Here is a 23,086-nt window from a genome sequence, read left to right on the forward strand (position 1 = left end):
GGGGGTAGGAGAAGCGACACGAAGTGCGCGAAGCCTGGGGGTGTTCATGATTTCCCGGGGCAGGAGAAGCTGTTCATCTGCGGCAGGCGCAGCGGGTTGTAGACGCTGTTGGCCGTGACCGCGAGCACTACCTTCTTGCCCTGCAGGTCGAAGCTGGCGTTGAAGGACTCGGGCGAGCTGCCCGCGGAGATGGAAGCCTTGTCGAAGAGCCGGTGCAGCGCCCACGGCCCTTCGGTGACGATGCCGCCGGCCGGCGTGCCGTTGGCGGTGGTGACCTGCAGGCGCACCTGGTTGCTGTTGCGCGGGCCCGGCCACTTGATGGTGCTGGGCGCCTGCGGGCCGTGCGCGTAGCGCACCGTCTGGCCGTCGACGTCGAGCGTGAACTGCGTGAGCGCCGCGTCCATGTCCTCGGGCCGGATGTCGATGGTGAACGAGGGCGTGCGCCCGCCCGCCATGCCCGAGAAGAACACGTCGCGGATGGCCTGCGCCTTCTGGAAGGAATCGAGGTAGGCCGAGCGGCCGGCTGCGCTGCCGTCCACGCCGCGCTTGAAGGCCCATGGGTTGACCGAGGTGTCGACCTGCGTGATGAGGTTCTTCTGGAAGAAGTCGTCCATCATCCCGCCCGGCGCAAACAGCTGCGCGAAGTCGCCCGAGGCCACGTCGCGATTCGAACCTCGCGTGAACGGATAGCGCCCCGCGATGGCCTGGTTGCAGAACGAGCCGATGCTCGCGGCCGCGCTCTGCCCGATGTTCTGCCGCGTCACCGCCGCCGCCTTCGACGACGCGGTGGCCGAGAGGTCGTTCAGCATGCCCTGGAAGGGCACCGGCAGGCGCCCGGCCTCGGCCTGCACCTTGGTGACCGCGTCGCTGGTCGGCGGGATGTTGCCGCTGCGCAGCGCCGTGTCGGTGGCGGTGAGGAAGTTGTAGAGCTCGTTGATGAGCGCGGCGGTCGCGTCGATGGGCGCCTGCCCGCCCTGCTTGGGCGCCGTGACCATGCGGCGCAGCGGCTCGAAGTGGTTGTCCACCAGCGACTCGGGCCGGTCCACGCGCGTGTTGCGGCGCTGGCTGCCGTCAGGCTGGCCGATGAGCTGCTCGATGCGCTCGCGCGTGCTCTGCACGCGGTTCTGCGCCTGGTCGAGCAGGCTGCGCGCGGCCTCGTCGTGGTTGCGCAGCAGGTCGGTCTCGCGCGCGGCGCCGCGGATGATGCGCGACATCGGCGACTCGGCGGTCGAGAGCACGCGCGTCATCTGGATGCTCTGCAGCAGCGAGCGGCTGTCGGCCAGGCGGATGTCGACGAGGTAGTCGTCCCACACCTTGATGTAGTCGGTGAGGTAGAGCCGGCGCACTTCGCGCAGCAGCAGCTCGCGCGAAGTGATGTCGGCGATGCCCGGCGCGCGGATCTGCAGCACCCAGCGGTCTTCCTGCTCCAGCGACAGCGCCGTCTCGGCCATGCGCTTGTCGAAGATGTCCCAGTAGCCGCGGTAGGTGAAGAGCGTGGGAATGCCGTCGGTCAGCGGCTTGCCGCTCGCGCGCCGGATGACCAGCGCCGACTCGGCGCCGCCCGCCTCGGCGATGGTGAAGGCATTGGGCTGGCTGGTCTGCAGCAGGATGCGGCGCAGCCGCGCATACGAGCGCTGCGCCAGCGGCACGCCGGCCAGCCGCTCGCGGGTCTGCGTGATGAGCCTGTCGTCCTTCGCGAAGGGCGATGTCACCACGCGGCCCGAGAACAGCGCCTTCAGATGCGACTCGAGGTTGGCGCGCTGCTCGCGCGTGAGCGAGGCGCCGATCTTGCGGTCCACGTCGGTGAGCAGCCAGGCTTGCAGGAAGTCGGCATCGTAGCGCTCGGCGTCGTACAGCATGAGGTAGGCCTTGAGCGCCTCGTAGCTGTATTCGGCGTCGCTCTTGGCGGCTTCGCGCAGCGACTGCTCCACGCGCTGCGCGGCCTGCGGCAGCAGCACGGTCTCCAGCGCGCGCTGGTAGACGCCGTCGGTCGCCGCCTGCAGCTTCTCGCCCTGGTAGAGGCCGAAGCGGTAGGAGGTGGGCGGATCGCCGATGTCGAAATGGCTGGACTTCGGCAGGTCGCGCAGCCTGTCGAGGATGAGCAGCGAGCTGGCGATGTCGCCGCTGGTGTCGACCACCGTGGGCAGCTCGCCGCGCGCGGCGGCCTTGTTGAAGGCCTTGGCGTTGGTGTCGACCTCGGCCACGTAGTCCTTGTTGTTGCGCCAGCTGTTCACGCAGGCGCCGAGGAACAGCACCAGCAGCACGCCGATCACGCTGTAGCCCGCGATGTCGATGGCACGCTTGCGCCGGTACCAGCGCAGGTTGGTGCCGGCCACGCCCGCGTCGCGGAAGATCACCTGCTGCAGCAGTTCCTTCAGGAAGTAGCTCTTGCCCGGGCCCGGCGGCGGCGCCGGCGGCGCGTTGACCTGCAGGTAGCGCTTGATGGCGCCCATCACGCGGTCGAAGGCCGTGCCTTCCTGCGTGCCGCTGGTGAAGTACACGCCGCGCAGCATCGACGCGGCTTCGAACTTCGACGGATTGAACACGTCGGCCAGGAAGGTGCCGAGGATGTCCTCGAAGCTCGCGAACTGCTGCGGCAGCAGGTAGGCCTGCGCGCGGCGCATCGGGTCGGACTCGGCCGCCAGCAGCTCGGGCAGGCGCTCGTCCAGGCGCTGGTGCAGCAGCTTGTATTCCTGGTGGAAGCGCTCGCGCAGGTCGCCGCCCAAGGGCGCCGCGCCCTTGTTGCCCTTGCCGGCCCTGGCCGGGTTGCCCTGGATCGGGAAGGTGAAGCCCCACACCTGCTGCCGCTCGGCGCGACCCAGCGAGCCGAAGTATTCGTTGAAGCCGGCGAGCAGGTCGGTCTTTGTGACCAGCACGTACACCGGGAAGTCGATGCCCAGGTCATTGCGCAGTTCCAGCAGCCGCTTGCGCAGCGCCATCGCGTGGCGCGCGCGCTGCGCGTCGTCGGCCAGCGGAAGGTCGGCGATGCTGATGGTGAGGATCGCGCCGTTGATCGGCTGGCGCGGGCGGAACTTCTTCAGCAGCTCGATGAAGCCCTTCCACTCGCCCTCGTCGGTCTCGCGGTTGCTCTCGTGCGTGGTGTAGCGCCCGGCCGTGTCGATCAGCACCGCCTCGTTGGTGAACCACCAGTCGCAGTTGCGCGTGCCGCCGATGCCGCGCACCGCCGCCTTGCCGAGCTGGTCGGCCAGCGGGAAGTCGAGATCGGAATTGACCAGCGCGGTGGTCTTGCCCGAGCCCGGCGCGCCGATGAAGATGTACCAGGGCAGCTGGTAGAGGTACTGCCGGTCGAACAGCGAGAAGCGGCTCGCGGGCTTGCCGTCGGCATCCGCGCCGAAGCGCATGTTCTTCAGGATGTTGGTGGCATCGGTGAAGCCGCTTTGCAGCTCCTTGATCTCGGGCGCGTCCTCGGGCTTGGCCTCCTTCTCGCTTTTGGAAGGCGTGCGCAGCTGGTTGAGCAGCTGCGCGTTGAGCCGGCGCTCGCGCCACTTGCGATAGATGACGCGCACGAGCCAGATCGCGAACATCAGCACGATGACCACGATGCGCACGATCTCGTCTTCGAGCGGGCGATAGCGGCCCACCGCGATGGCCGGGCCGATGACCCAGATCAGGAAGGCGAGCGCGACCAGGCCCAGGAAGACCCACAGGTCGCGGCTGATGAGAAAACGGAAGATGGCGCGCAGCATCAGCGGGTGCCTCCGGGCTGCGGTGCGGGAGCGGGCGCCGCAAGCGGCGCGGGAGCCACCGGCGCCACCAGCAGCGTCACCTCGACGCGGCGGTTGCGCGCGCGGTTGGCGGCGGAGTCGTTGGGCACGATCGGGTCGGCGTCGCCGCGGCCTTCGGCGCGCAGCCGCTGGGGCCGCGCAAGGCGGGCGGCGATCATCTTCTGCACCGCGTCGGCGCGGGCCTGCGAGAGCTGCCAGTTGGAGGGAAAGCGCACGCTGCGGATCGGCTGGTCGTCGCTGAAGCCGCTGACCAGCACGTTGCCTTCCACCGAGTTGAGTGCATCGGCCACGCGCGCGAGCACCGGCGCATAGCGGTCGAGCACGCGATCGGAGCCCGAAGCGAAGAGGCCGTCGCCGCGCAGCACCACGACACTGCGATCCGCCTCGTCGCGCACGGTCAGCAGGCCTTCGCGGATTTCGGGTTCGAGAAAGCGCTGCAGTCGCGGCACCGGCGCCGGCATGACCACGGCACGCTCGGCCTGCGGCAGGCGCACCGCGTTGACGGCCGCGAAGGCGCCGTCGGAGTGGCCCGCGAGATTGAAGGTGAGAACCGCGAACACGGCCACCAGCAGCACCGCCGCCACCGCGCCCACCGCCCACACGGGCAGCCAGTTGCGCGAGCGACGCACCGGCGCGCTGCCGTCCTGCCAGTGCGGCGACAGCGGCACCGGGATTTCGCCGCGCGTCTGCCGGATGATCTGCAGCAGCCGCTGCTTGAGCGTCTCGAGCTGCGAGCGGCCGTTGTCGATGACGCGGAAGCGCCCTTCGAAGCCCATCGCCAGGCAGAAATAGATGAGTTCGATCAGATGCAGGTGCTGCTGCGGGTTCTGCACCAGGCGCGACAGGAGCTGGAAGAACTTCTCGCCGCCCCAGGTCTCGTTGTGGAACATCACCAGCAGGCTCTGCGACGACCAGATGCTGCCGCCCCATGGCGTGAGCGCGGCGGCCTCGTCGACCGCGGTGCACAGGCAGTAGCGCGCGCCGATGATCACTTCGGGCGAGATGCCCGCCTGCTGCGCGCGCGTCTCGAAGCGGCGCACCTCGTCGACGAGATGCTCGCGCAGTTGCGACGGCGCGGGATGGTGGCCGGTGGCACGGATCTGCGGGATCAGGTCGAGCAGCGGATTGGCCGCGGCCACGAGCGGGTTGTTGCCCGCGAGCGCCGTGTCGCCCGCATGCGGGCGCCGCGCGTCATGCCAGGCGGTGAAGGAATCGGGCTGCGCGCCCAGGCCGCCTCCCATGCCGGCACCGCGCGAGGCTGGCGGCATGCCGCCCATGCCGCCCATGTCGCCATTGGCGTTGCCGCCGCCGGGATTCGGCGGCACGAAGCCTCCCGGGCCGACGGCCATGTCGTTGACACCGTTCATAGAGTCCCTCACGGACGGATGGCCCAGAACTCCATGGCCAACCCGGGAAAGTCACCGGCCAGGTGCATCGCCACGCCGCCCGATTTCTCGAGCTGGCGCCACATGTCGCCGCTCTTGTCGAGTTCGAAATAGTGGTAGCCCGCGTTGTACGGGATCTGCCGCGGCGCCACCGGCAGCGGACGCACCACCACGCCCGGCAACTGCAGCTGCACGAGGTCGCGGATGCGCTCGACCGAGCCGATCTTCACCTGCGTGGGGAAGCGCTGCTGGATGGCGTCGGCCGGCAGGTCTGCATGCACCGCGAGCACGAAGCCCGCGTTGCGCACCAGCACCGGGTCGGGCATGCGGCCCACGCGCACGCCATGGCTGCGCTCCTCCAGCTCGATGGCGATCGCGCTCTGCTCGAGCACGGCCGAGAGCGAACGCCGCAACTCCTCGAGCAGCGGGCGGATGCATTCGTTGAGGTTGTCGTGGTCGTACACCGGCCACAGCACCGGACGGCGCGTGGGCGAGGTGTGCGTGGCCAGATGGCAGGCCAGCTTGAGCCAGTCGACGAAGAGTTCTTCAGGGTGCACCTGCACGGCCTGCTGCGCATGCCAAGTCAGCGCGAGATACCGATTGACCAGTTCGAGCAGCAGGAAGTCGGAGACCTCGCTCACGCCACCGCGCCCCGGTTGCGAGAGGCGCGAGGCCAGCGCCTCCGAGCGCTGCGTGAGAAGGCCGTGCAGCTCCGCGATCATGCTGCGCAGCATGGCGTGCGCGGATGCGTCGAGTACGGGCGGGATGTAGTTGGCGTCGACCACCAGCTTGTGGTCGGTGCGGCGCTCGATCACGCGCACCGCGCCGATGGCCTGCCATTCGGCGGTGAGCGAGGAAGCACGCGCCAGACGCAGGCGCGGTGCCGCCAGCTGCAGCACGGCCGGGCCCAGCGCGACGGCATTGCCGTCGTTCACCTCGCGCTCGATCACGCCGAAGCGCGCGGCGGAGCCTTCGTCTTCCGAGAAGATGACTTCCTCGCTGCCGGGCCTGCGTAAGGGCAACGCGAGAACTATGAGTTCGTCGGTGAGGTCGTTGGGCACTTCATAAGGTAGCGGTGCGTCTTCCGCGCCGAACGAGAAGGGCGTACCGTCGGGCATCACGCCCGCGCCGCCGAGCAGCGACACGCGGCCCAGCGCGTAAGCGTCGCGATCGATGTCCAGGTGCAGCCAGCCCCAGTAGGCGCCTTGCAGGCCCGCGGTGCGCCGCGTCACGTACTGCTCGACATAGCGTTCCATTTGCTGGAAGTGCTGCGGCCGCAGGTACATGCCCTCGGACCACACAACGCGATTCGCCAATGCCTGCGGATGGGCGCCGTTCTTTGCGGCGCCCGGATTGCGAACTGTCACCAAAAAGACCTCCTGGGGAGTGCTCACGCCGGAGCGGGAGATGCGCTGAAAGGCGGCCTCCCGGTCCACTTGTTTTGCTCTCGATGCTACACGTCGAGTCTTACGTTTTGCACCGCATTTCGCTTATGAATTTTTCGCACTTTGGTACTAGCTAATCAGTACCTTGCCCCCAAAGTTAACGACTTGGTAGCAGCTCTATGCCTGTCTTGCGCACGGCAACATGCACGGCCTGTTCACTCGGCGAGAACTGCCACACCTTGTACAGGTTGGTTTGCTTGGGTTCCTTCAGCGGCAGCACGATGCGCCATCGTGAGGCCTCCAGCTTGCGATAACCGGCGATGATGCCTATGGCGCGCGAGTCGAGAGCGGCCTCGCGCTTGAACACCCGCTCTTCGCCGCTGCGCATGATTGCCTGATCGGCATTGACCAGTTCCGTGCTGAGCGTCTCTCGGTCACGGTCTTGTAATGCAAAGTAGTCTGCAGTCTCGAAGTTACCGGAGGATTTCAATTCGAAGACTTTCACCAGGATGGGAGCAGCCTGGCCCCGTCCGTCGGGATTGACGCCATCGTCGATCCTGATCGTGATGGCGTAGGGCGTGGGCATTGACTTGGCCGTCGATGCGCATCCGCTGATGAGGCCCGCAAACAACGGTGTGGTTGCAAGTGCGCCTTGTAGCAAGCTTCGTCGATGCATTGAAATCTCCCGAGGGTTCGCGGCTTATATTATCGAAGTCACGCGCCCTTACGATGGCGCATAGGGTGCATGTCGCAACTGAGCGGCACACTGTCTCAAGCATTGCCTTTTCATTGCCTTCTGCAAAGTAGGAGAGAAGATTGAAGTCATGTCTGCCTGCTCTGGCGCTAGCTCTTCTTGCGGTCGCCGGTTGCACGACCACACCACCGCCGGAGCCCGCGCCCCAACCCGAACGACTGAGCCAGCAAGTGGCGCGCACCACGCTCGAGAAGGCGCAGCAGGCGTATGACGAAGGCGACTATGCCAAGGCACTCAGCACGCTCAAGAGCGGCGGCGTGTCGGTGTTCGAAGCCGCGGAGCCGGCCACGCGCCTCGACGCGATGAAGCTCGAAGCCTTCAGCTACTGCGTGGCCAACCAGATCGCCGAATGCCGCCTGCAGTTCCGCAAGATCCTCGATGCGTTCCCGACCTTCGAGCTCAACGTGGCGGAGCGCAAGCACCCGGTGTGGGGCCCCGCGTTCGAGGCCGCCAAGCGAATGAAGCGTTGATGAAGAACATCGCGGCCGCACAGGCACTGCGGCGCGAGAAGACCAACACGGAGAAGCCATGCGTTGGACAGTGATCGAACACGCAGGCAGGCCGGTGGCCACGGGCCCCTCGGCATTGCTCGCCGCGCCCGGAGGAACGATCGGACGCAGCCCCGACAACAACCTCGTGCTGCCCGACGAGCAGCGGCAGATCTCGCGCCTGCAGGCCACCGTGCGCTTCGACGACGACGGCGTGGCGGTGCTGCGCAACATGAGCGCGGTGCTGCCCATCAGCGTGAACGGACGCGCGCTTGCGCACGAGCAGGAATCGCGCGTGGCCGATGGCGACCGCGTGGCGATCGGCAGCTATGTGCTGGAGGCTTCGAGCGCGCAGCGCGCCGTGCGCCCTCCTCCTTCGCCACCCGTCTCACCGCCGCCTCCTTTTCCCCCATCTGCGGCGCCGGTCCAATACGTCCCGCCACCTGCGATGGCCGCGCCACCGATGCCGGCAGCGAGTCCCATCGACGCGCTGCTGCCGTCTTCCGGCGCATCCGACGTTTTCTCCGACCTGTTCGGCGAGGGTGCACTGCCCATCGGCGATACGCAGCCCACGGTGGCAATGCCGTCGCCGCCGCGCCAGGCGGCGCCCGTGCCACCGCCACCAGCTGCTTTCGCACCAGCGCCCAGCCCGGCTTTTGTTCCACCGCTGCAGCAGCAATACCAGCCGCCGCCAGCACCGGCGCCTCAACCCGATCCCTGGGCCACCCTTGCGCCATCAGCTCCATCGAAGCCGAGCCCGAGCCCGAACACCAGCTCGTCGCAGATGCCTTCCGCCGCGGACTGGGACGCCATCCTCGCCAACGCACCGCGCCGCGTCGACAGCGCGCCAGCGCCGATGCCCGACCCGATGGCGCACGAGCCCTTCGAGCTGCCGTCGCAGGCGCGCCGCAATCCGGTCGATCCGCTCGCCGAACTGAATCCCGACGCGACCAAGGACATGTCGGACGTGGCGCTCAAGCGCGGCGTCGATCCGCTGTCCTTCTTCGCGGCTGACGAGAGCGCGCATTCGCCGCTCTCCGATCCACGCCCTACTGCGCTGACCCACACCGATCCGCTGTTGCCTGGCGACACGCACCCGGCGGTCGACCTGCTGCAGAACAACCGGCCGGCCGCGCAGGGGTACAGCCAATCGAACCATGCGCGCGAGGTTGCGGCGCAGTTCCGGCCGCCGAATCCGGTGGCGATGCCGGCGCCAGTGCCGGCACGCGACCCCGTCGTCGAACCGCCGAAGGCGGAAGCGCCTCCGCCCTCACCGGTTCCGCCACCGCCACCGCCGCCTCCTCCTGCACCGCCGCCTCCACCCGTAATTCAGGAGGTCAAGCCCGAGCCGCCTCCCATCGTGGAGCAGCCTCCGGTGGCAGCGCCTGCCGCATCGCCGCAAGCCGCAGCGCCAACGCCGACACCTACCGAGGCAGCAGCGCTTTCATCGTCGTCCTCGGAAGCCCTCTTCAGAGCTTTCCTCGAAGGTGCCGGCGTTCCGGAAGTCGCCGGCCAGCAGCCGCTCGACATCGAGGCCATGCAGCGGCTCGGCCGCATCATGCGTGCCTTCACCGATGGCACCATCGAGCTGCTGTCATCGCGCGCCATGCTCAAGCGCGAGGTGCGCGCCGAGATCACGATGATCGTCGACGAGGAGAACAACCCGTTCAAGATCCTGCCGAACGGCCGCGCCGTGCTGATGCAGATGTTCGGCGCGCGCATGCCGGGCTTCCTGCCGCCCGAGGCCGCGGTGCACGACGCGCTCGGCGACCTGCAGTCGCACCAGCTCGGCATGGTCGCCGGCATGCGCGCCGCGCTGCTCACGCTGCTGAAGCGCTTCGACCCCGCCGCCCTCAGCCGCGAGACGCCGCACGACGGCAGCCTGGGCGAGAAGCTGCTGCCCGGCGGCCGCGAAGCACGCCTGTGGCGCGAGCTGCAGCAGTTGCACACCGAGACCACGGCAGCCGTCGAGGACGATTTCCAGGCCGTGTTCGGCCGCGCCTTCCAGCAGGCCTACGACAAGGAAATGGAACGGCTGAAGGAGATGCGCCGTGCTTGAAGCCACACGCTCTTCATCGTCTTCTTCCTCCTCCTCGATCGCCGTGCCGATCTCGACCTCGCAGTTCTCCTGCGTCGGCGAACGCAGCGGCAACCAGGACGCCATCGGCTACCACCTCGACGAACGCAACGGCTGCTTCGTGGTGAGCGACGGCGTCGGCGGCAACGCGGGCGGCGAGCTTGCTTCGCGCATCGCGGTCGACACAGCACTCAACACCTTCGTCGCCGCGCCTTCGCTGGCCGCCGACAACATCCAGCGCTGCGTGAAGGCGGCGAACGACGCCATCCTCGCGAAGCAGCGCGAGCTGACCGAGCAGAGCCGCATGAGCGCGACCTTCGTGTCGCTCTTCGTCGACCGCATCACCAACCAGGCCTGCTGGGCCCACGTGGGCGACAGCCGCCTCTATTGGTTCCGCCGCGGCGCGCTGATGCAGCGCACGGAGGACCACAGCCTGTCGGAGCGATCTGGCGATGCGGCTGCGAGCCATCAGAACGGTGGCGAGAGACTGGTGAAGACCAATCTGCTGTATCGGGCGCTCGGTGCGCGTGCTACGGCGGAGGCCACCATCACCGCGCCGCAGCGGCTGGCCGATGGCGATGCCTTTCTGCTTTGCACCGATGGGCTTTGGCAGCTGATATCGCAGCAGGTGATGGAGCGGTCTCTGCAGCTGGCCGACAGCGCGGAGGAATGGCTCGCGCTGATCCGCCGGGCGGCCGAGGCGAAGGCCGATGATTCGCAGGACAACTACTCGGCGCTGGCTGTATGGGTGGGGTTTCCGCAGCAGGTGACGCTGGCAGGGGCACCTGCGATTCCCAAGGCGGCCTGACGCTTCCTTTCGCCGCGCCGCCCTTTCTCTTCTCTCTCAGGCCATCAGCACAAGGATCTTGGGCTGGCTCGGCACGATGCGCATGCCCATTGCATTGCCGCGGTTCTGCCGCGTCATGCTCGTCACGCGCGTCTGGGCGGAACCTTTGATCAGCATCGTGAACGCGCCCAGCGTGTGCCGCGACTCGCCCATCACGCTCTGCACCGCCACGCCCAGGCCGATGCCCGCGTTGTCGCCGAAGGTGAGCGGCGTGCGCGTTGCCAGGTTATGTGCGGGGGTGCACAGGTAGAGGATGTTCCAGGCCTTCGGAATCGCGGTGGGGCCCAGCGCGAAGTTGGGGTACGGAATCGGAATGGCCGGCGACTTGCAGACGTCCGGGAAGGCCAGATCCATTCCCATCAATTGGCAATTGGCGAACATGGTGTCTCCTTGAATAGTTAGGGATGTGCGTTGCCGCTCAACCCATGTGAATCTGGCTGGCATCCGCCTTGATTAGGTCCTGCGCCGTGACCACGGTGTTCTTGCCATGCAGTCGGGCCATCTCGCTGGCCTGGTAGTCGATGTGGGAGGCACGCACCTGGTCGATGCCCTCGGTCATGCGAAATGCCGTCTTGCTCAGGTGCACCAGCCGCTCGACGATGGCTTCGTAGACACGGCCGATGACGCGCACGCTGAGCACCCTGGCCTCGGCCTCCTCGCCGCTGTAGGCGAGCCGCCCCACGCGGCAATCGGCCGTATTGGCATCGATCCGCAGCTGCGGCGCATCCATGCGCAAGCCTTCGCGACCTTGCAGCGAAAGCTGGGTCGCGCTTTCGATGTTGATCGCACCGCGCTCGGAGGCCAGGGTCACGTCCCCGCTCACGTCCAGGCGCGATGCACGCGCATCGGCTTGCTCGGCCACCGCGGTGAGATAGAGACGGTTCGAATCGGGCCCGCTCACGAGCACCAGGTCGCCTATTTCGGGACGCAGCAGGCAGCTGGCGGCGCGCTGGCAATGCAGCACGCGACCATCGCTTTCGACGCTGTAGAGGCCGCCGGGCAGTGCCGAGGCCACGGTTCCAAGCGCGTTGACTGCGCCGCCTTCCGGGCCCGCGCGATGCTCCGCCGCAGTTGGCTGGGTCGGAAGCGATCTCAGAGGAGTGGCGTTCATGGGCAACCTCGATGTACTCGTCAGGGTCTGGTTCCGCGCGCCGAGAACTCCTCGGCCGCGAACAGATCGGGATCGTTCGGCAGCAGGCCGCCGCGATCGGTAAACCGCGTGCCTTCGGTCAGCGCGCGGTGCATCTTCGTGCGCATGAACGTGGCACCGCTGAAATCGGCGTCGTGCAGGTCGGCATACGAGAAATCGGCATAGGTCAGCGCCGATTCGTTGAAGCTGGCCGTCCCGCAGCGCGCACGATGGAGCACGCATTGCTCGAGATCGGCGCCCGTGAAATCGGCGCCTTCCAGATCGGCGTCGATCCAGATGCTCTGGGTGAACACGCCGCCCGTGCACGCCACGCCCTTCATGCGCACCTGGGGAAACAGGCTTTGCTGCGCGCGCACGCGTCGCAGGCTGCCGCCTTCGAGCAGCGCGCCCTTGAAGTTGCAGCGCGCGAGCGTCGCGCCTTCGAAGTCGCAGGAGCGGAGATCGGCGTCGGTGAACTGGCAGTTCTCGAATGACTGGCCGCGAAAGACCTGTCCCTCGAGCTTCGATTCGATGAAGATGGTCTTGTCGTAGCTGCAGCCGGCGAACACCGCCGAGCGCAGATCGGTCCGATAGAAGGTGGCTCGCACCTGCACGCGCGAGAAATCGACACGCTGCAACGAACCTCCGTGAACGCTGAGCTTCTCCAGGCGAACGTCGGCGAACGACGCGCCGTCCAGGACGTCGTCGGCGAAGGATGCATGCCCCAGGTCGGCGCCCGAGAAGTCAACCCCGGCCAGATTGCAGCTTTCGAACATGACGTCGTCGAGCGACGCGCCGGGCATGCGCGCGCCGGGCGCCTCGCACCGGCTGAAGACGCATTCGACGAGCACCGCCGAGGCCAGGTTCGCATCGGCGAAGCAGCACTGGCTGAACATGCTGCCGTTGAGCTTCGCGCCCGACAGGTCGGCGCCGCTGAAATCGCACGACATGAAGACGCCGCCCGAGAGGTCGAAGCCGCGGAAGCTCAGCCCCTTCAGGTTCTTCTCGCGGACCTCGTCGCCGCGCTGGACCATGGCCTGGATGCGTGTGGGCGTCATGGCGTGTCCTTCTCCGGCACGCGCTTCGGCACGGTTTTGACCTGTTCGGTGTAGGCCTCGTCGAAGCGGGTGAATCTGTCGATCAGGCACTGGCCCAGGTCGGCCTGGAAGAGGTTCGCGCGTTGAAAGTTGGCGGATGCGAGCAAGGCCTTCTGCAGGTTCGCGCCGATCAGGTTCGCGCCGGCAAGCGTTGCGCCCGTGAGATCGGTGCGCACGAAGCTGGAATCCCGCGCATCGGCACCCGCCAGCGTGGCACGGCGCATCGAGGCGTTGGAGAAGTCGGTGCCGTCCATCCGGGCATTGGTGAAATCGGTGGCGTCCAGCATCGCGTCACGCAGGTTGCAGTCGATCAGCACGGCGCGCTGGAAGCTCGTCTCGCTCAGCTTGGTCGCGCCGACAAAGCAGGTGCTCTCCACGCGCGCATCCGAGAAATCGGCACCGCCACGGCATTCGCTGTCGGTCCAGTCGCAGGTGTCGAGCGCCGCGCCCGCAAAGACCATCCCGGAGACGACGCAGTTGTACCAGGAGACCTTGCGCAGGCGCGCATGGTCGAAGCGGACGCGGTGCAATTCGCTCTCGTCGAGAAAGTCCACCGAGACGAGCTGCGCGCGGTCGAACCTGCAGTCGCTCAGGCGGGCCTTGTCCAGCGTCAGGTCGTCGAGCTTCGCATCCGAGAAATCACAGCCCTCTGCACGCAGCTCGTCGAGCTGGGTCTGATCGAAGCGGGCTTCCGAGAAATCGGTGTTCTGGCAAACGGCCAGCACCATGTTGGCTTTTGTGAAACCGGCGCCACGCATCGAGGTGCGCGAGAAGCGGGCGCGCACCAGCAGCGCCTCGCTGAAATCGGCGCCGTCGAGAACGCACCCGCTGAAGTCGGCGCTCTCCAGCAGCGTGCGCTGCCAGCGCGTGCCATGCAGGTCCATGCCCGAGAAATCGGCGCCGGTAAGGTCGAGGTTGGAAAAATCTCGGTCACCGGCCAGGATGCGCTCGGCCTGCGCGCGGGCCTGCGCCGCCGCCTCGGGCGACATCGCATCGGCCGCATCCTGATGCTGCGCCGTGCGACGGTAATTGGCGATGAGCTGATCGCCCGCCGTGCTGGACAACCGCTTCAATTCATCGGCCGCCTGCTGCGACATGGGACGCGCGCCGGTCGCAGCGGCCGACTGCCGCTGCCTCTCGATGCGCGGCCAGACGTCAACCTTCGGCGGCCCCTTCGGCTTCGTCGAGACGCTCTGCTCCATGAGCTTCGAGGTGTCGAAGCCTGCCTTGCGCGATTCGACCGCATTGGCCTCGGCCGCCGCCGCCATCTCGGCACGTGCCTGCTCCATCTTCGCGCGTTGCTCCGCGACCAGGGCTCGCGTCTTCTCGATGTAGGCGGGCAGCTCGCGCATCGACGTCGGCGGCTTGTGCTGCGGCAGTTCGCCTTCCGGCGCTTCGAAGCGGCTCATGTCGACGCCGTCCGCCCTGGCCTTCTCCCGCACTTCCGAGCGCATGCGCTCGGCGCGAGCCTCCATGTTGCGCCGCATGGGTGACGGCGGCAGCGCGGACATGTCCAGTTCGGGCCATGGCCCCAGGATGTGTTCGGGCATCAGCTGCTCGTCATGCAGGAGGTAGAGCGCGCGATCCTCGGCCTCGCAGCGGATCACCAGCACCTCGCGGTACTCCTCGACCGGTCGCGGCGACGAGCTGCACTCCTCCATCGCCATCATCGCGTGGCTGATGTCGTCGGCATCGTCCTCGGCGATCTCGGTCACGCCGTGATAGATCAGGCCCAGACGCTCCAGGTGCGGGAAGAACCATGCGGTGCTCAGGTGCAACGGCAGGTCTTCGAGCACCGCCCCGTCGAGGCTGTTCAGGTGATGCTTGCCGCGCACCACGAAGCCGCGGGCGCGCCAGTCGGGAATGCGCCCCCGCTGCACCGGATGCCCGGGATGCATGTTCGTGATCTCGAACTCCGCGCCGGCCAGCTCGCCGTCGCCGGGCGCGAGCCACTGGTCCGGCGGCGCGGCATTGAAGTAGTTCCAGTCCATGTCGCGTGCATAGCCCGGAAAGAGATTCTGTTTCCAGTGCTCGTCGTACTGCTTGCCCAGGCGCTGGGCGCGCGAGGGCCGCTCGATGCCGACAAGACCGAACCCCGCGGGCTCGACCTGCTGATCGGGCCGGCGCAGCATGGCATTCGGCAGCTCGACGTTGGGCAGGCGGCGCGTTTGCAGGCCATTGACGAGCTCATCGGCATGGCCGATGCCCTCCGGGTTCTCGGCGAACCCGGGACCACCGAAGGCATGCTGCCAGTCGAGCCGCAGCGTGTCGAAGGATTGCGGCGCGCTCGCGCGGCCATCGACCCAGAAGCGGTCGCCAAACACATGCAGGGCCTTGGTGCGCCGGCCTACCCGTATCGCCACCGCGCTCTGCGTGCGGTCGGACTGATGGCATGTGTAGGCATTGCCCGTCACGAGGAACTCGGGGTTCGCCTTGGGCATGCCCAGGTCGAAGGAAAAATCGTCGCCCAGTTCGGCTGCGAAGGTTTTCCAGCAGTCGGGCTCGGGCACCAGCTTCGCATCGGGGCCGAAGCCGTCGGCCATGACGATCGCCGTCATCCCCAGCCAGTGGCGTCGGTCCTTGATGAAAGAGCGGGTGAGCATGCTCATGCGCAGCGGCTTGACTATCTTCATGCGGCGGTCGTGCTCGGGATTTCGACCTGGGTGCGATCGCGGTCGATAGCCACCATCGGCGGCACGGTGTCGGAATACAGCACATGCACCCTGCTGCCCCTGACGAAGGTCGAGAGCAGGTCTTCGTCGATGAAGGTCCTCACGGTGGCCTCGCGCAGTTCGCCCTTTTCGTCGCGCCAGGCCAGACGCAGCTCGGCCGCCGTCATGCCCGCGCCATGCCGGCTGCGCTTGGTGAGCTGCCCGGGCGGACGGGCGAGCCCGAGCACCTCGGCCTCGCCATGCCGTGCATGGCCCCGCAGTTGCGCCCAGTGCCGCTCCTCCTGCTTGTATTCGGAGTTGGTGGCCACGGTGCTCCACACCAGGAAGACGGACAGGACCACCGCCGCGACCATCGCGATCGCACCCACCGTGCCGAGCACTATGTCAGACCATGACATTCGATATTTTTCCTTCGCGAGATGCCGGGGTCATTCGGTGACGTTCAGGTCGCCGGACTGTGTTTCCTGCAGGGCCACATCGACCTCCACGGCCTTGGTCTTCTTCAGCTTGATGACGATGTTTTCCTTGCGCCAGACCCAGTCGATGAAGTTGACCGCCGACAGGTTGACGAAGACCCCCGAGTTGATCCAGTTCAGGCCGCATGTCAGGACCTTGAAGCCGTACAGGTCGTAGGACGCCAGGGTCGCAGTGGCCTGGAATCCGGTGCCTTCCTTCACGTTGCGCTGATACCAGGTCTGGTTGTCTGCGTTCACTTCCTGTCTCGGCGTGTTGTAGGTCGTCACCTTCGTGTTGATCGTGAAGTTGGTGGTGTTGACCGTGTGGTTCGTGCTTCTGTAGACGATGTCCGGCGCATTGACGGTCTTGGTGCCGGTGACCACGGTGTTGTCGGGGCCGAGCACCAGCTTGCCGTCGAAGGCGTTGATGATCTCGACCCGCCCGCTGCACGTGATGCGAATGTCCGATCCCGCGACGAGCCGCAGCACCGAGCCGTTGACGGTAACGACCACGTCGCCGTTCACGGTCTCGAAGATGCCGTCGTTGACGACCCGCTTCTCGCCGCCGCTGATGATCTCCGTCGCCCCGCCGGTGATGGTGCGGATCTCCCCGCCGGACACCGTCTCGGTGGCACCATCGTGCACGGTGCGGGTCTCGCCGCCGTCGATGGTCTCGACCGCGCCGGCGGTGATGTGGCGCTCCTCGCCCGATTCGAAGGTGGACGACTCGTGGCCCTTGATGAGCGTGGTCCGCGTCTTCTCGGTGGTGTGCGTCTCGTCGCCTTCCACCTCGGTGTCGAGGTTGCGCTCGGCGTGCAGCAGGATCTGCTCCGCGCCCATGCGGTCCTCGAACACGATCGCATTGGCGTTCGCCACGGAGCCGCCCTTGGTCGAGCGCGAGACGACGCCGCTTTTCGTGTCTTCCGCCGGCAGGTCGAAAGGCGGCATCTGGTCGGCGTTGTAGACGCGGCCGATCACGATGGGGCGGTCGACCCGTCCGGAGATGAAGTCGACGATCACCTCCTGCCCGATGCGCGGCACGTGCACGGTGCCGAAGGAGTCGCCCGCCCAGGCCTGTGAAACACGCACCCAGAACGAGCTGTCCTGGTTGTTCTGCCCGACGCGGTCCCAGTGGAACTGCACCTTCACGCGGCCGTATTCGTCGGTCCAGATCTCCTCGCCCTCCGGACCCACCACGGTGGCGGTCTGTGGACCGCAGGTGCGTGGCATCGGCGTGCGCCGGGGTGCGCGAAACGGCCTGTCCGCAGGTTGCACTACGAACCCGGAGCCGAAGGAGGAACCGCCCGGCGCACCCGCCGCGGTGGCATAGCCGCCTTCGCGCCAGTCGTAGCGCACCGACACCAGCAGGTATTCCTGGTTGTCATCGTCACGCGGCGACCCGCGCATGGTGAATCGGTACCCCGGTGCCATGCCCCGCACCGTGGCATGGCCCGCGCTGCGATCCGCGAGAGACTGCGCCTCCTCGAGCCGCACGCGCGCATAGTGCTCGCCGTCTCCGGCCGCGCCATAGTCGCCGATCCACTCGTACATGTCGTAGTCGGCGTTGTCGGTAGCCAGGGGCTGCATGCGCGTGTTCGACAGGTCTGCCTTGGGCGTGGTGAAGTTGAAGTCGTTGACCGTGTAGCTGCCCGAGCGCACCTCGGCCGTCACCTGCCAGTCGTCGATCACCTCGATGTCGTCCGTGATGGCGCGATCGCTCGCGAAGCAGTCGATGCACGCGTAGCCGGGAAGCTCGTCATGCGCCGAGGCATCGTCCGCCAGCACCAATGTGTGCTGGTTCTTCTCGTGCTTGAACCAGTAGTAGATGCCTTCGAGCTCCATCAGCCGGCTCACGAAGGCGAAGTCCGATTCCTCGTACTGGGCACAGAAGTCCCAGGCCCTGTAGCTGCCGCTGAGCTTCTTCTCGTAGGCATAGCCATAGGCGCCGAGCACTTCCTCGATCATCTCGACCGCGGTGCAGCCCTGGAAGGTGCGGCTGTGGCTCGAGCGCGTGAGGTACCACAGCCACGGACGCACGGTGGCCCGGTACACGGTGTGGCGCACCGTGCCGCCTTCGCGGCCCGTCTGGGCAAAGCGCGTGACCTCGCCATGAAGGAAGCGCGCATCGGCCGCGGTCTTCATTTCGAGTGCCATCGACTTGCCGAGCAGCGACCTGGCATCGATGGAGGGGTTCGGGCTCAGCAGCTCGACCTCGAACTCGAACAGTTCCGACAGCGTTTCGTGGCCGTGCATCCCGCGAAAGAACAGCTGGTCTTCAGCGAGCGGCGTGTGGGCACGGACTACTCTTTCCATGTCGTGCCTTTCCTTTCTGCCCGATCGGCGCTCATTTCTTGTTGCGCTTCAGATTGACGGTGACCACGAACGGCCCCTTTTTCTGGGTGGTGCTCGTGGCAAAGCGGCTCTTCACATTGACCTTGATGTTGATGAACGCATCGAGCCAGAACAGGTACGACCAGTTCGCGAAGACGGCGCTGAGCATGGTGTTCACTCCAGCCACCTGCAGCTTGATGCCGAACAGGTCGGTCGCGCCGATGAACAGCTTCACATGCCGGTTCGACACGACGTCGTTCTGCTGGTCGACCCAGCCCTGGTCAGCGGCATTGCCGGTGTAGCCCGGCGTGTTGAGGACGGCGACGTCCGCGTTGAGCGTGTAATTGGTGGTGTTGACTGTGTAGTTGGTGCTGTTGTAGACCATGGTCGGCGCCGACACCGTCTTGGTGCCGGTCACGGCCGTCGCATGCGGGCCCAGCACCAGCTTGCCGTCGAAGGCATTGACGATCTCCAGCCGCCCCGCCGCCGTGATGCGGACGTCGGCGCCGGTCACCAGGCGCATCGTGCTGCCGTTGACCACGAGCAGCACGTCGCCGTTGTCGGTCTCGACGATGCCGCCGTTGACCACCCGAGTCTCGCCGCCCGAGATCGTCTCCATCGCCCCGCCCGTGATCGTGCGCTTCTCCCCGTCCGTCACCGTCTCCTTCGCACCCCCCGTCACCGTGCGCTCCTCACCCCCGTCGATCGTCTCCACCGCACCCTGCGTGATGTGCCGCTCCTCGCCCGACTCATACGTCGCCGACTCGTGCCCCTTGATCAGCGTCGTGCGCGTCTTCTCGGTCGTGTGCGTCTCGTCGCCTTCCACCTCCACGTCCAGGTTGCGCTCCGCGTGCACAAGGATCTGCTCCGCGCCCATCTTGTCCTCGAACACGAAGGCATTGGCCGTGGCCTCCGAACCACCTTTGCTCGACCGCGTGACGATCCCGCTCTTGGTCGCCTCCCCCGGCAGGCTGAACGGCGGCATCTGGTCGGCGTTGTACACGCGCCCCACGATCACCGGCCGGTCGATCCGACCGCCGATGAAGTCCACGATCACCTCCTGCCCGATGCGCGGCGTGAACACGCCCCCGAACCTCTCGCCCGCCCAGATGTGCGACACCCGCACGAAGCGCGAGCTGTTCTCGTTGCGCTGGCCGTAGCGGTCCCAGTGGAACTGCACCTTCACCCGACCGTACTGGTCGGTCCAGATCTCCTCGCCCTCAGGCCCGACGACCGTGGCCGTCTGCGGTCCGCTGGTGCGCGGCACCGGCGTCTGCCGCGGCGCCCTGAACGCCAGCGCCGTGGGCTGCACCACGAAGTTGAAGTCGTAGCTGCCGGGCTCCGCGCCCGTGGCGTATCCGCCCTCGCGCAGCGCGTACGACACGGCCACCGCCAGGTACTCCTGGTTGTCGTCCGACCTCGGCGAGTTGCGCATCGTGAACTTGTAGCCCGGCGCCATGCCCCGCACGGTCGAGTGCCCGCTGCTGCGCTGCGCCAGCGACTGCGACTCCTCCAGCCTCACCTTCGCGTAGTGCTCGCCGTCTCCCGCGGCCGGGTAGTCGCCCAGCCACTCGTACATCTCGTAGTCGGCGTTGTCGTGCCCCCGGGGCTGGCTGCGCACGTTGATCAGCTCGCCCTTGGGCGTGGTGAAGTTGAAGTCGTCCACCGTGTAGCTGCCCGAGCGAACCTCCTCGCTGGGCTGCCACTCGCGGATGACTTCCATGTCTTCCGTGATGTCACGGTCGGATGCGAAGTAGTCGATGGTCTCGTAGCCGGGCATCGGATCGTGCGCGCCGATGTCGTCTGACAGCACCAGCGTGTGCTGGTTCTTCTCGTGCTTGAACCAGTAGTAGATGCCTTCGAGTTCCATCAGCCGGCTCACGAAGGCGAAGTCGCTCTCGTTGTACTGCACGCAGTATTCCCACTGCCGGTAGCTGCCGGAGAGCTGCTTCTCGAACGCAAAGCCGTAGTCGCCGAACACTTCCTCCAGGATCTCCACCACGCTCTTGTTCTGGAAGATCTTGTTGTCGCTCGAGCGCGTGAGGTACCACAGCCACGGGCGCACGGTGGCCCGGTACACGGTGTGGCGCTCGGTGCCGCCTTCGCGCCCGATCATCGAGAAGCGGATCACCTGGCCATTGAGGTATCTCGGCTGGCTGCCCGCCGTCTGGATCTCCAGCGTCAGTGGCTTGCCCAGCACCGACTTCAGGTCCAGCGACGCGCTCGGGCTCAGCAGGTCGACCTCGAAATCGAACAGCTGCGACAACCCCTCCGTGCCACGCATCGAGCGAAACAGCAGCTGGCTCTCGTCCAGTGGCGTGTGCGCCTTTACGACCCTCTGCATGAAGCAAGTCTCCTGTTGGTTTTGCCGGCTCAGGGAGCCCTGAGGAAGAACGCGCCCCTCGCTTCCTTGAACTTGAACTTCACGAGCTTGGAGACCACGAAGCCGAGATCGCCCACCGCCACGTTCTTCTTGATCCGGTTCTCGTTGTCGTTCAGCAGCGCGAGATTGATGAAGATGCCGTTGATCGAGGTGAAGGTCGAGGCGGTCACCATCACCTTCGCGGCGTAGAAATCGAAGGCAAGAGGCGTCCAGAGGTTCGCCTTGCCCCATGTCGCTGCGAAATTGGTCCAGCGCCAGTGCCCATGGTCGTCGGTGTTCACCGTCTGGCGCGGTGTGTTGTAGACGATCACATCCGCATTGAGCGTGTAGTTCGTGTTGTTGAGCGTGTAGTTGGTGGCGTTGTGCACGATGGTCGGCGCGCCTACCGTCTTCGGGCCGGTGACCACCGTGGTGTCCGGACCTATCACCAGCTTGGTATCGATGGCGTTGATGATCTCGATGCGGCCGCCGCCGACGATGCGGATGTCCGCACCGCTCACCAGGCGAACCACGGTGCCGTTCACGGTCAACGAAACACTGCCGTTGACGGTTTCATCGATCCCGCCGTTGACCACCCGAGTCTCGCCGCCCGAGATCGTCTCCATCGCCCCGCCCGTGATCGTGCGCTTCTCCCCGTCCGTCACCGTCTCCTTCGCACCCCCCGTCACCGTGCGCTCCTCACCCCCGTCGATCGTCTCCACCGCACCCTGCGTGATGTGCCGCTCCTCGCCCGACTCATACGTCGCCGACTCGTGCCCCTTGATCAGCGTCGTGCGCGTCTTCTCGGTCGTGTGCGTCTCGTCGCCTTCCACCTCCACGTCCAGGTTGCGCTCCGCGTGCACAAGGATCTGCTCCGCGCCCATCTTGTCCTCGAACACGAAGGCATTGGCCGTGGCCTCCGAACCACCTTTGCTCGACCGCGTGACGATCCCGCTCTTGGTCGCCTCCCCCGGCAGGCTGAACGGCGGCATCTGGTCGGCGTTGTACACGCGCCCCACGATCACCGGCCGGTCGATCCGACCGCCGATGAAGTCCACGATCACCTCCTGCCCGATGCGCGGCGTGAACACGCCCCCGAACCTCTCGCCCGCCCAGATGTGCGACACCCGCACGAAGCGCGAGCTGTTCTCGTTGCGCTGGCCGTAGCGGTCCCAGTGGAACTGCACCTTCACCCGACCGTACTGGTCGGTCCAGATCTCCTCGCCCTCAGGCCCGACGACCGTGGCCGTCTGCGGTCCGCTGGTGCGCGGCACCGGCGTCTGCCGCGGCGCCCTGAACGCCAGCGCCGTGGGCTGCACCACGAAGTTGAAGTCGTAGCTGCCGGGCTCCGCGCCCGTGGCGTATCCGCCCTCGCGCAGCGCGTACGACACGGCCACCGCCAGGTACTCCTGGTTGTCGTCCGACCTCGGCGAGTTGCGCATCGTGAACTTGTAGCCCGGCGCCATGCCCCGCACGGTCGAGTGCCCGCTGCTGCGCTGCGCCAGCGACTGCGACTCCTCCAGCCTCACCTTCGCGTAGTGCTCGCCGTCTCCCGCGGCCGGGTAGTCGCCCAGCCACTCGTACATCTCGTAGTCGGCGTTGTCGTGCCCCCGGGGCTGGCTGCGCACGTTGATCAGCTCGCCCTTGGGCGTGGTGAAGTTGAAGTCGTCCACCGTGTAGCTGCCCGAGCGAACCTCCTCGCTGGGCTGCCACTCGCGGATGACTTCCATGTCTTCCGTGATGTCACGGTCGGATGCGAAGTAGTCGATGGTCTCGTAGCCGGGCATCGGATCGTGCGCGCCGATGTCGTCTGACAGCACCAGCGTGTGCTGGTTCTTCTCGTGCTTGAACCAGTAGTAGATGCCTTCGAGTTCCATCAGCCGGCTCACGAAGGCGAAGTCGCTCTCGTTGTACTGCACGCAGTATTCCCACTGCCGGTAGCTGCCGGAGAGCTGCTTCTCGAACGCAAAGCCGTAGTCGCCGAACACTTCCTCCAGGATCTCCACCACGCTCTTGTTCTGGAAGATCTTGTTGTCGCTCGAGCGCGTGAGGTACCACAGCCACGGGCGCACGGTGGCCCGGTACACGGTGTGGCGCTCGGTGCCGCCTTCGCGCCCGATCATCGAGAAGCGGATCACCTGGCCATTGAGGTATCTCGGCTGGCTGCCCGCCGTCTGGATCTCCAGCGTCAGTGGCTTGCCCAGCACCGACTTCAGGTCCAGCGACGCGCTCGGGCTCAGCAGGTCGACCTCGAAATCGAACAGCTGCGACAACCCCTCCGTGCCACGCATCGAGCGAAACAGCAGCTGGCTCTCGTCCAGTGGCGTGTGGGCTCGAACGACTCTGGTCATGGGGGTT

General features: G+C 66.6%; 15 protein-coding genes. 3 read left to right on the forward strand and 12 right to left on the reverse strand.

Features of this window, described 5'->3' with window-relative positions; all coding sequences use genetic code 11:
• Positions 1-44: 44 nt before the first annotated feature.
• From tssM to tssJ, 4 genes are all read right to left on the reverse strand, one after another.
• The gene (gene tssM, locus AC1VNX_RS33425; RefSeq protein WP_483161785.1) at positions 45-3,707 is read right to left on the reverse strand and encodes a type VI secretion system membrane subunit TssM; all 3,663 of its coding nucleotides are present in this window, start codon (positions 3,705-3,707) and stop codon (positions 45-47) included.
• On the reverse strand, positions 3,707-5,113 hold the full coding sequence (locus AC1VNX_RS33430) for a DotU family type VI secretion system protein (RefSeq protein WP_483161786.1): 1,407 nt from the start codon (positions 5,111-5,113) through the stop codon (positions 3,707-3,709). Before AC1VNX_RS33430 ends, tssM begins: the two co-directional genes overlap by 1 nt.
• 8 nt (positions 5,114-5,121) lie before the next feature.
• The gene (gene tssK / locus AC1VNX_RS33435; protein WP_240652263.1) at positions 5,122-6,417 is read right to left on the reverse strand and encodes a type VI secretion system baseplate subunit TssK; all 1,296 of its coding nucleotides are present in this window, start codon (positions 6,415-6,417) and stop codon (positions 5,122-5,124) included.
• Positions 6,418-6,673: 256 nt separating this feature from the next.
• Positions 6,674-7,192, reverse strand: a complete 519-nt coding sequence (tssJ, locus tag AC1VNX_RS33440) for a type VI secretion system lipoprotein TssJ (RefSeq protein WP_483161787.1) — start codon at positions 7,190-7,192, stop codon at positions 6,674-6,676.
• A gap of 248 nt (positions 7,193-7,440) precedes the next feature.
• Between tssJ and AC1VNX_RS33445 the strand changes: the two genes are divergently transcribed.
• Genes AC1VNX_RS33445 through AC1VNX_RS33455 form a run of 3 tightly spaced genes read left to right on the forward strand, consistent with a single transcriptional unit; the run spans position 7,441 to position 10,643 of the window.
• Entirely contained in the window at positions 7,441-7,740 is a 300-nt protein-coding gene (locus tag AC1VNX_RS33445) for a TssQ family T6SS-associated lipoprotein (protein WP_483161788.1), read from the forward strand.
• A 58-nt stretch (positions 7,741-7,798) separates the two neighbouring features.
• Complete coding sequence (tagH, locus tag AC1VNX_RS33450) at positions 7,799-9,817, forward strand: type VI secretion system-associated FHA domain protein TagH (RefSeq protein WP_483161789.1); 2,019 nt, start codon at positions 7,799-7,801, stop codon at positions 9,815-9,817.
• Entirely contained in the window at positions 9,810-10,643 is an 834-nt protein-coding gene (locus AC1VNX_RS33455; RefSeq protein ID WP_483161790.1) for a PP2C family protein-serine/threonine phosphatase, read from the forward strand. Before tagH ends, AC1VNX_RS33455 begins: the two co-directional genes overlap by 8 nt.
• Positions 10,644-10,679: 36 nt before the next feature.
• Here the strand turns inward: AC1VNX_RS33455 and AC1VNX_RS33460 are convergent, their stop codons facing one another.
• From AC1VNX_RS33460 to AC1VNX_RS33495, 8 genes are read right to left on the reverse strand one after another with little or no spacing between them, the layout of a single operon-like run.
• The gene (locus AC1VNX_RS33460; protein WP_483161791.1) at positions 10,680-11,063 is read right to left on the reverse strand and encodes a DUF4150 domain-containing protein; all 384 of its coding nucleotides are present in this window, start codon (positions 11,061-11,063) and stop codon (positions 10,680-10,682) included.
• 37 nt (positions 11,064-11,100) lie between these two features.
• Positions 11,101-11,793, reverse strand: coding sequence for a DUF3540 domain-containing protein (locus AC1VNX_RS33465; RefSeq protein WP_483161792.1), 693 nt, complete (start codon positions 11,791-11,793; stop codon positions 11,101-11,103).
• Between the two features lie 20 nt (positions 11,794-11,813).
• On the reverse strand, positions 11,814-12,869 hold the full coding sequence (locus AC1VNX_RS33470; protein WP_483161793.1) for a pentapeptide repeat-containing protein: 1,056 nt from the start codon (positions 12,867-12,869) through the stop codon (positions 11,814-11,816).
• The gene (locus AC1VNX_RS33475; RefSeq protein ID WP_483161794.1) at positions 12,866-15,541 is read right to left on the reverse strand and encodes a DUF2169 family type VI secretion system accessory protein; all 2,676 of its coding nucleotides are present in this window, start codon (positions 15,539-15,541) and stop codon (positions 12,866-12,868) included. The genes AC1VNX_RS33470 and AC1VNX_RS33475 overlap by 4 nt, the downstream gene beginning before the upstream one ends.
• A complete protein-coding gene (locus AC1VNX_RS33480; protein ID WP_483161795.1) occupies positions 15,538-15,978 on the reverse strand; it encodes a hypothetical protein in 441 nt (146 codons plus the stop codon). Before AC1VNX_RS33480 ends, AC1VNX_RS33475 begins: the two co-directional genes overlap by 4 nt.
• Positions 15,979-16,008: 30 nt before the next feature.
• Positions 16,009-18,348, reverse strand: coding sequence for a type VI secretion system Vgr family protein (locus tag AC1VNX_RS33485; RefSeq protein ID WP_483161796.1), 2,340 nt, complete (start codon positions 18,346-18,348; stop codon positions 16,009-16,011).
• Between the two features lie 31 nt (positions 18,349-18,379).
• Positions 18,380-20,710 carry a type VI secretion system Vgr family protein gene (locus tag AC1VNX_RS33490; RefSeq protein WP_483161797.1) on the reverse strand — a complete coding sequence of 777 codons (2,331 nt, stop codon included), beginning with the start codon at positions 20,708-20,710 and terminating at the stop codon, positions 18,380-18,382.
• A gap of 29 nt (positions 20,711-20,739) precedes the next feature.
• Positions 20,740-23,079 carry a type VI secretion system Vgr family protein gene (locus tag AC1VNX_RS33495; RefSeq protein WP_483161798.1) on the reverse strand — a complete coding sequence of 780 codons (2,340 nt, stop codon included), beginning with the start codon at positions 23,077-23,079 and terminating at the stop codon, positions 20,740-20,742.
• Positions 23,080-23,086 lie beyond the last annotated feature (7 nt).

The sequence above is a fragment of the Variovorax sp. TLI9-5A genome (genome assembly GCF_056867935.1).

What these genes read in the sequence shown, in the direction of transcription:
- tssM (WP_483161785.1), bottom strand. Translation starts at nt 3,707, where the DNA reads ATGCTGCGCGCCATCTTCCGTTTTCTCATCAGCCGCGACCTGTGGGTC.
- AC1VNX_RS33430 (WP_483161786.1), bottom strand. Translation starts at nt 5,113, where the DNA reads ATGAACGGTGTCAACGACATGGCCGTCGGCCCGGGAGGCTTCGTGCCG.
- tssK (WP_240652263.1), bottom strand. Translation starts at nt 6,417, where the DNA reads ATGTACCTGCGGCCGCAGCACTTCCAGCAAATGGAACGCTATGTCGAG.
- tssJ (WP_483161787.1), bottom strand. Translation starts at nt 7,192, where the DNA reads ATGCATCGACGAAGCTTGCTACAAGGCGCACTTGCAACCACACCGTTG.
- tagH (WP_483161789.1), top strand. Translation starts at nt 7,799, where the DNA reads ATGCGTTGGACAGTGATCGAACACGCAGGCAGGCCGGTGGCCACGGGC.
- AC1VNX_RS33460 (WP_483161791.1), bottom strand. Translation starts at nt 11,063, where the DNA reads ATGTTCGCCAATTGCCAATTGATGGGAATGGATCTGGCCTTCCCGGAC.
- AC1VNX_RS33465 (WP_483161792.1), bottom strand. Translation starts at nt 11,793, where the DNA reads ATGAACGCCACTCCTCTGAGATCGCTTCCGACCCAGCCAACTGCGGCG.
- AC1VNX_RS33470 (WP_483161793.1), bottom strand. Translation starts at nt 12,869, where the DNA reads ATGACGCCCACACGCATCCAGGCCATGGTCCAGCGCGGCGACGAGGTC.
- AC1VNX_RS33475 (WP_483161794.1), bottom strand. Translation starts at nt 15,541, where the DNA reads ATGAAGATAGTCAAGCCGCTGCGCATGAGCATGCTCACCCGCTCTTTC.
- AC1VNX_RS33480 (WP_483161795.1), bottom strand. Translation starts at nt 15,978, where the DNA reads ATGTCATGGTCTGACATAGTGCTCGGCACGGTGGGTGCGATCGCGATG.
- AC1VNX_RS33485 (WP_483161796.1), bottom strand. Translation starts at nt 18,348, where the DNA reads ATGGAAAGAGTAGTCCGTGCCCACACGCCGCTCGCTGAAGACCAGCTG.
- AC1VNX_RS33490 (WP_483161797.1), bottom strand. Translation starts at nt 20,710, where the DNA reads ATGCAGAGGGTCGTAAAGGCGCACACGCCACTGGACGAGAGCCAGCTG.
- AC1VNX_RS33495 (WP_483161798.1), bottom strand. Translation starts at nt 23,079, where the DNA reads ATGACCAGAGTCGTTCGAGCCCACACGCCACTGGACGAGAGCCAGCTG.